The organism is Clostridia bacterium, from assembly GCA_017554615.1.
Classification (GTDB): Bacteria; Bacillota; Clostridia; order UMGS1840; family HGM11507; genus SIG450.
This window is the reverse complement of sequence record JAFZHY010000005.1, coordinates 19,623-27,638: the sequence shown is the minus strand read 5'-3', so window position 1 is coordinate 27,638 and position 8,016 is coordinate 19,623. Positions and strand designations below refer to the sequence as shown.

Genomic DNA, 8,016 nt, shown 5'->3' with positions numbered 1-8,016 from the left:
CCACCTGACGAATGACCCAACACGGCAACAGAATCACAAATCACATTTTCAATAAAGTCCATGATGTCGTTGCCGATACTGACCAGATTGTATTTTTCTGGATTGCGGGAACTCTTTCCGTGTCCGTAATAATCTACCATGTACACATGGTAGTACTTTGCAAGTTTTGTAACAACATTATCGAAGCTACAAGAGTTTGTCCCCTGGGCATGAAGCAGTAATAATTTGTTTTTTGCGGTTCCAACCTCATAGTAGTTCAAAATACTTCTATCATCAATTCTATACTGTGCATTATGAATCTTCATGTTGTATACTCACCTCGCCAAATTCAGGTTTATCGTTCGGTTCACTTTATCATATTTTCCTGTTCGCATCAATGCCTGGTGAAATTGCCGGAGCTGGAACCCGTCAGTCCATAAGTAAAAAGGGAAATTTAAAGTATGTTTATAGGAGTTACTTTTCTTTCTTTCCATTTACCTTTTGTAAAATCAGGAACTTCAACTGCTTTTCCTGTTTTTATTGATTCTTCGCTAAGAGGAGTTATTGCCATCCATGATGCTGCATCATATACATCAATAGGAGATGGAATATCATTTTCAAGGCAGTGGAAGAACACATCAAATTCGTAAGCGTCCATTCCACCGTGTCCGTTTTTGGTTTCTTCTTCGGTAATGTTTTTCCAGAAAGGAGGAAGATGCTCGTCATAATATTTTTCAACATTATTTGTATAGTTTTTAACAAATTCGTCTGTTTCCCAGAATTCCTGCTCTCCGTCTGTGTATATAGAATTTAAAACTTCCTCATACATAGCCTTAGTTCCCCTCACGGTAAACTCTCTGCTGTAATATCTTGGAAGTGTTGTATCAAGTTTTAGAGAAATTGTTTCTCCGTTTTCACAAGTGATAATTGTATTAACAATATCCCCCTGTTTAAATTCTACACCGATTAAATCTTTGTTTTCTATTTCTTCAAGTCTTTCATTTATATAGTGTTTAATACCTACGCTTTTTGAAGAAACGGATATTAATTTATTCATCTTATTACCCGCATTGATATTAAGAATTTTAGCAATAGGGCCTAACTCGTGTGTAGGATAGTTTTCACAGTTTCTTTCTATATAGTTTTTAAGACGGTAGTGTCTTCTTTCTTTTCCTTTAACTACTTCTTCTCTTAAATCGTGTCCGTATGCTCCGTGGCAGTGAACAACTTCTCCGAATATTCCTGCTTTTGCCATATTATATGCAAGTAATTCTTTTTTACCGAAACAGCAGTTTTCAAGCATCATAAAAGGAACTTTCGTGTTTTCCCATGCTTCAACAAGGTCAAAACATTCTTTTAAATTATATGCTCCGCCTACTTCTATTGCAACTGCTTTATTCTGATTCATTGCATATATTGCTGCTTCTATATGATTTTCCCATGCACTGCATATTATAACAGTATTAACATCATCTCTTGTTATTGCCTCTTTATAATCTGTGTAACAGTCAGGTCTTTTTCTTCCCTTTTCTTCTACTAAATTGGCAGCGTCTATCGCTCTGTCTTCATATGCATCACACACTGCTACAATATTAGCCTTATATTCTCTGTTTAAAATAAGTTTAAGGTTAAATGTTCCCCTTTTACCAACACCTATGTACGCAATATTTATGTCTTTCATATTTAAAACCTCCATTGTGTTTTTTCCTATAAAATATCACACGTTTCCCATTTTTAAAATGTTATTTCTTAACATTTTACTGTGTTTTTTTACACTTTCGATTGACTTGGCAGTATTTTTTTAATACAATTATAAAAGGAGGCGGTATTATGGAATTTACTCAAAGAAAGATGGAGGATATTCTTTTCCACGAAAAAGACGGGGAAGAATTGTTTATAAAAGGGATAGGTTTTCATAATTTTAATTATATAAGGCCCATTTACACTTTCAGAGTCCAGAGTTTCCATACTCTTCACATTGTGCTTGAGGGAAGCGGCACTCTCAAAGTGGAAGACAAAGTATACAGCGTAAAAAAAGGAGATATGTTCTACATTCCTCCTGATACTAATTTATGTTATTATCCTGACGATAAGTTCTTATGGAAGTATGTCTGGATAAAATTTGAGGGAGAAATGGCACACTCTTACGGAGAAAAATTCGGCTTTAAAAACACTAATTTAAAACCTTGCAAAGATTTTATAAATGTATATCATATGTTTAAAAGAATTTTTGATGCAAAAGATAACAATATTCCGATAGGGTATTATGATGTGGTTTCTCTTTTTTATAAATTGCTTGATATAAACACTACTTATAATAAAACCACTTCCCCTACTCTTTGCGAATCTGTTATGACATATATTGACTGTCATCTTACCGACTCTTATTTATCCTTAGAAAAAATATGCGAGTATTTTAATATAAGCCATTCCTATCTTTGCAAGATATTTAAAAATGAAAAAAATATAACTGCCAAAAACTATATTGTAACATCAAGAATAAACCTTGCAACCAAACTTCTTATATCTTCCGACTTAAGAATAAACGAAATTGCCTATTCCGTCGGCTTTTCAGACGAAATACATTTTATGAAAACTTTTAAAAAGATAATGGGAGTTACACCGTCGGAATATAAGAAGGGAAACATAGGGTAGGTAATAGGGAAAAGTGAATAGTGAAAAATAAATAATACAAAAATAAAAACCCTGCCTTACGACAGGGTTTTTATTTTTGGTGCCGGTGGCCGGACTCGAACCGGCACGGTGTCGCCACCGGTGGATTTTGAGTCCACTACGTCTGCCAATTCCATCACACCGGCATTACCAAGCCATTATACCACTAATTAAATATTAAGTCAATAATTAAACCTTAATAAAATACATTAAAACTAGCAGAAGCATACATATTAAAATAATGATGCTGCATGTAAAAATATTAAGCATAAAAAGTTTATCCCATACTGATTTCTTTTTTCTTGCCATAATTCTTCTCCACTTTCTTGTATTTGGTTAGTGCAGTAGTACTTGAACACAATATGCCTTAAACTTGTTAAATTGTAATCTTTTTAATTTGTCGTCCTCGTAAGGCGTCAGCCTGACTTCGTCCTTCGCATCAAAAATCTTGAAAATTTTCCTGCGTTTAAGGTCGAAGAGTTTTAAAACGAGAAATTTTGTTTCAGATAAAGAAATATCAAAGATAATACTTTTGTATATCTGAAGAAATTTCTGCAATATGAAACATAATTTATATTTTAAAACCATATGGTGTTCGAGTACTACTGCACTATTCTATCTTAATACCTTTTTCTTCATTTTTCTTATTAACATACTGTCCGTACATACTGTATATGACTGCCATTGTAGGAACGCCGAGAAGTATGCCTAAAATTCCAAACAGTCCTCCTCCCACTGTTACAGCAAGAAGAACCCAGAAACCGCTAAGGCCGACTGCACTTCCAACTACACGAGGATAGATAACATTACCTTCAACCTGCTGAAGAACGATAACAAAAAGCACAAACCAGATAGCCATAACAGGACTTTCTAAAAGTATTAAAAGAGCACTTGGCACAGTTCCTATAAACGGGCCGATAACAGGCACTATACTTGAAAGGCCGATGATAACACTGATAAGTGGAGCATAAGGCATTTTAAGAATATTCATTCCCACATAGCATAAAACTCCTAAAATAACCGCTTCGGTAAGTTGACCGCCTACAAAAGACCTTAATACTTTGTTTGATTTTCTCATAACGGTTCTTACTTTTTCTGCTTTTTCTTCCTCTAAATGAGCATATAAAACTTTCTTTGCAATTTTTATAAGTTTTTCTTTGGATATAAGTATATACACAGAAAATACGCAACCGATAAATATATCAATAATACTTGTTGTAATCGCTTTAGTTATATCAACAACTTTTGGAATAAAAGAATTTAAAAACTGGCTTGTATTACTTATAATAAGACCGAAGTTTTCCATCATTTTATTGATAATCTCTGCTGAAAGTTCATATTGGTAGGTAAAGTTATATAAATAGTCGCTAATAGAATTTATATATGCAGGAACATTGTTTGTAAAAGTACGGATACTTTCCACAATTTTTGGAGAAATAAAATTAACTATTATCCATATTATTCCGATAAATGTTGCATATGCAAAGATAACACATACAGGTCTTCTTAATTTCTTAAAAACTCCCTCTTTATCCTTTAAGATTTTGTTATAAATTTTCTTTTCATAAAATCTTAAGAACAAGTTAACTATAAACGCTATTGCTATTCCTATAAAAAGAGGGGTTAAAATTTTCAAAAGGCTTTTTATATAACCTAAAAATGTTGCAAAATGGTGCACAACAAAATAAAAGAGTATAGCATAGGTAATTAAAATCAATGGCTTTTTAATGCTATAATGTTTATTGCCTTCATTTTTCATACTTTTCCCTCCTGAACATTTCATACATCACAACAGAACATGCTACTGATGCATTAAGAGATTCTATTCCTTCTTCCATAGGAATTAAAATGCATTTATCACATTCTTTTTGTATTTCTTCATCAATTCCTGCTCCTTCGTTTCCAATAACGAATGCCACAGGATAATTAAATTCTTCCGAATATAAATTTTTAGACTTTTCATTAAGAATTGTTCCAACTGTGTGAAAACCCTTTTCTTTAAGTTTTATTATATCTTCTTTAAGATTTTTTGATTGATATAAATTTATGTTAAACACTGCACTCATAGAACTTCTTACAGTTTTAGGGTTATAAACATCAACCGTTTCATTATCAAGTATTATGTTTTTAAACCCTGTCGCTTTCGCTGTTCTTAAAATTGTGCCAAGATTTCCGGGGTCCTGCAGACGGTTTAAAACTATTGTATTCTCAAAAGTTATCTGGGATATATCCTTAAAAGATGTTTTAAAAACACCTATTATACCTTGAGGAGTAACAGTTTCACAAAGTTTTTTAAATATTTCTTCGCTTACAACATATGTCTTAACATCAAAATCTTTATTATAAAAATTTTCTGATACGATAAGATACTCAGGCTTTTGAAACTTCATCGAGTCTAAAACAAGCCTTTCTCCTTCTGCTATAAAAAGGCCTTCTTTTACACGGAATTTTTTAATTTTAAGCGAATTTGTAAGTTTAATTATTTTATTATTAACACTTTCTATTCTTTCCATTTTAAAGCCCTATATCCCTATTTATTCAACTTTATAGTATCACGTTTTTTGTTTTTTAGCAATAGATTTAGATAAAATAATGTTACGCTGTAAAAAACTTAAAATTATAGGTAGATTTTCCCTAAACTAATCAGGGCTATATTGGTATATGCCCGATTAGGTTGGGGAAAAAGAGAACTCAAGACAAAAGTCCTGAGTTCTCGTTCTAACATAATTTTAAGTTTTTTAGATTTCTATTGCTTCCCATAGTCCGTTGTTTACCTAAAGAACCTGTACAAAATGTCAAGCCGTTATATTCATGGTCGTATAATTTTAAGAAACGGTCTAAGTTCTTTTCACATGTGATGATACGAGGTAATCCCGGAGGGTCATCATAACCGTATCATCCAAACGACATTTTCAATATAGTCTACACCTTTTCTTTTATTCTTTTCTTTTTATGTATTGCTTAGGCGGAACGCCTACAATATTTTTAAAAGTTCTTATAAAGTGAGAATAGTCATTAAACCCACACTTTTCACATGTATCTTTAACATCAAAACCATCATTTAAAAATTTCTTTGCTTCGGCAATTCTTCTTAAGGTTATATAATTAACAACCGTTGTGCCTGTATGCTTTTTAAATATTCTGCAAAGATGGTTTTTTGATATAAAATGTTTTTTCGAAAGTTCATCCAGATTTATGTTTGAAAAAAGATTATCATTTATATAAGCGACTACCGACTGAACTACTGCATTGCTTGTATAAGAAATAATACTTTCATTTTCATCAGAGCATGAAAGATGTCTGTTAATTAAAACCATTGCTTTTACAGCATTTATATTCATCATAATATCGTCGCCAAGTTCACTGCTCTTTTTAAAGGAATTAAAAATTCCGATAAGTTCCATCGCTTGTTCATCTGTTAAACTTACCTGTCTTTTAAACTTTACTCTGTCATAAAAACAGGCAGAAAGGTCAGTTTGCGATGTTGAGTTTAAAAGAAGAAATCTCGGATGAAGTTTAAAAACATATCTTTCGCAAAAAGCACCCGGTTTTTCTAAAAGTTTATGAATTTCAAACTGGTTGACAACAAGCATATCATTACGGTTAGCGCTGAACATTGAATCGCCAATTAAAAACTCCTGACTGTTACTTAAGCATAAAAACACTTCGCAACAATCGTGGATATGCATATTTTTAACCTGTTCTTCCTTGTTCGAATAGAAAACAGCAAAAGTTTTTGAATTGACGCACTCATCTGTACCGTCCTGCGTAAATTTATCAAAATACTTTGGCATTTTCATCATCTCCCATCGGATTTAATCTAACCTTTTTATACTATGATATATTTATATATAGTAATTTTAACACACAACTTACAATATTTCAACATAATTTTGCGTAATCAATATATGCAATATTTATGGGTAGAAATAGCAAGACTTTGCAAAAGTTATATTGTATAATGAAAGAAAAAATATGTAAAAAAATAAGGATAAGGTGATTTAAAATGAAAAAAGTTGTTACTTTTGGTGAAATCATGTTAAGACTTAAAAGCCCTGGCATGGAAAGATTTTTCCAGTCTCCTTCATTAGAGGCTACATTTGGCGGCGGCGAAGCTAACGTATGCGTATCTTTGGCTAACTACGGAATGGAAACTGCATTTGTTACTGCACTGCCTAAAAATGACGTTGCTAATGCTTGTATCAGAGAATTAAGAGGTTTTGGTGTTGACGTTTCCAATATTTCCTATAACGACGGAAGAGTTGGTATCTACTTCTTAGAATCAGGTGCTAACCAGAGACCTTCAAAAGTTATTTACGACAGAGCATATTCTTCTATCGCTATTGCAAAAGAAGATGAAATCGATTTTGTAAAAGCTTTCTCAGGTGCTACATGGTTCCACATTACAGGTATTACTCCTGCTATTTCTGAATCTGCAGCAGTATTATCTCTAAAAGCAGTTAAAACTGCAAAAGAATTAGGTCTTACAGTTTCTTGCGACTTAAACTACCGTAAAAACTTATGGAAATACGGCAAAGAAGCAAAAGAAGTTATGACAGAACTTACAAAATATGTTGACGTTATTATTGCTAACGAAGAAGATTGCCAGAAATCTTTAGGAATAGAAAATAATTCTCACGTTGAAGGCGGAGTGTTAGACACTAAAAAATATGAAGAATTAGCAAAAGAAGTTTTAAGACAGTTCCCTAACTCTTCAAAAATCGCTATCACATTAAGAGAATCTAAATCTGCTACACATAACGACTGGTCTGCATGTATCTACAACGGTAAAGAATTCTATGTATCTAAAAAATACGAAATCAAAAACATCATTGACCGTGTAGGCGGCGGCGACAGTTTTGCTGCAGGTCTTATCTATGGTTTAAACAACTATGAAAAAGATTCTGATGCTTTAGAATTTGCTGTTGCAGCAAGTTGTTTAAAACATTCTATCTTAGGAGACTATAACAGAGTTTCACTTTCTGAAGTTACTGCACTTATGGGTGGAGACGGTTCAGGTAGAGTTCAGAGATAATTTATCTTTAAAGTTTAAAAAAAGAGATTTCAAAACGGAGACACTTTAAAAAGTTGTCTCCGTTTTTTATAAAAAATTGGCACTTTCTATATTTGAAAGTGTCAAAGGGTATTAACAGTTTTAAAAAAATCATTGTTTTCAGGCGTATATAAGTTATATTGCAAACTATCGTTTGCAGTGATATTTTTACATTATAGTAAAAGTGATATAAAAACCTTTAGTTTTTGTGATATTATATTCGCCTTAAACTGTCCTAAGGACAATATCACGAGGCGTAGCATCATATCACTGCAAAGCAATATCACTCGCCGAAAGTCGAATATAACTGA

At 32.6% G+C, this 8,016-nt stretch carries 7 protein-coding genes, 1 tRNA gene and 1 pseudogene; 2 read left to right on the top strand and 7 right to left on the bottom strand.

All coding sequences use genetic code 11. The features are described 5' to 3' along the window. Both IKZ35_01695 and IKZ35_01690 read right to left on the bottom strand, forming a co-directional pair. The coding region (locus IKZ35_01695; protein ID MBR4892677.1) for an alpha/beta hydrolase at positions 1 to 305 on the bottom strand (305 nt) is incomplete at its 3' end. A gap of 128 nt (positions 306 to 433) precedes the next feature. Next, positions 434 to 1,660 (bottom strand): Gfo/Idh/MocA family oxidoreductase, encoded by a 1,227-nt coding sequence (locus IKZ35_01690; GenBank protein ID MBR4892676.1) that lies wholly within the window; start codon positions 1,658 to 1,660, stop codon positions 434 to 436. 149 nt (positions 1,661 to 1,809) lie between these two features. On the opposite strand from IKZ35_01690, the gene IKZ35_01685 reads away from it, so the two are divergent. Next, entirely contained in the window at positions 1,810 to 2,634 is an 825-nt protein-coding gene (locus tag IKZ35_01685) for an AraC family transcriptional regulator (protein MBR4892675.1), read from the top strand. Positions 2,635 to 2,711: 77 nt separating this feature from the next. On the opposite strand, the gene IKZ35_01680 is transcribed toward IKZ35_01685, so the two are convergent. The 5 genes and pseudogenes from IKZ35_01680 to IKZ35_01660 all read right to left on the bottom strand — a co-directional run bounded on the left by IKZ35_01680 (position 2,712) and on the right by IKZ35_01660 (position 6,446). Further along, positions 2,712 to 2,798 (bottom strand) — tRNA-Leu (locus IKZ35_01680). 464 nt (positions 2,799 to 3,262) lie between these two features. After that, on the bottom strand, positions 3,263 to 4,411 hold the full coding sequence (locus IKZ35_01675) for an AI-2E family transporter (GenBank protein ID MBR4892674.1): 1,149 nt from the start codon (positions 4,409 to 4,411) through the stop codon (positions 3,263 to 3,265). Beyond that, positions 4,401 to 5,165, bottom strand: a complete 765-nt coding sequence (locus IKZ35_01670; GenBank protein MBR4892673.1) for an RNA methyltransferase — start codon at positions 5,163 to 5,165, stop codon at positions 4,401 to 4,403. Before IKZ35_01670 ends, IKZ35_01675 begins: the two co-directional genes overlap by 11 nt. Before the next feature lie 259 nt (positions 5,166 to 5,424). Then, positions 5,425 to 5,538 (bottom strand): annotated as a pseudogene (locus IKZ35_01665) (mannonate dehydratase). 50 nt (positions 5,539 to 5,588) lie between these two features. Then, the gene (locus IKZ35_01660; GenBank protein ID MBR4892672.1) at positions 5,589 to 6,446 is read right to left on the bottom strand and encodes a helix-turn-helix domain-containing protein; all 858 of its coding nucleotides are present in this window, start codon (positions 6,444 to 6,446) and stop codon (positions 5,589 to 5,591) included. 212 nt (positions 6,447 to 6,658) lie between these two features. Here IKZ35_01660 and IKZ35_01655 point away from each other — a divergent pair, with 212 nt between their 5' ends. Further along, positions 6,659 to 7,687, top strand: a complete 1,029-nt coding sequence (locus tag IKZ35_01655; protein ID MBR4892671.1) for a sugar kinase — start codon at positions 6,659 to 6,661, stop codon at positions 7,685 to 7,687. Positions 7,688 to 8,016 lie beyond the last annotated feature (329 nt).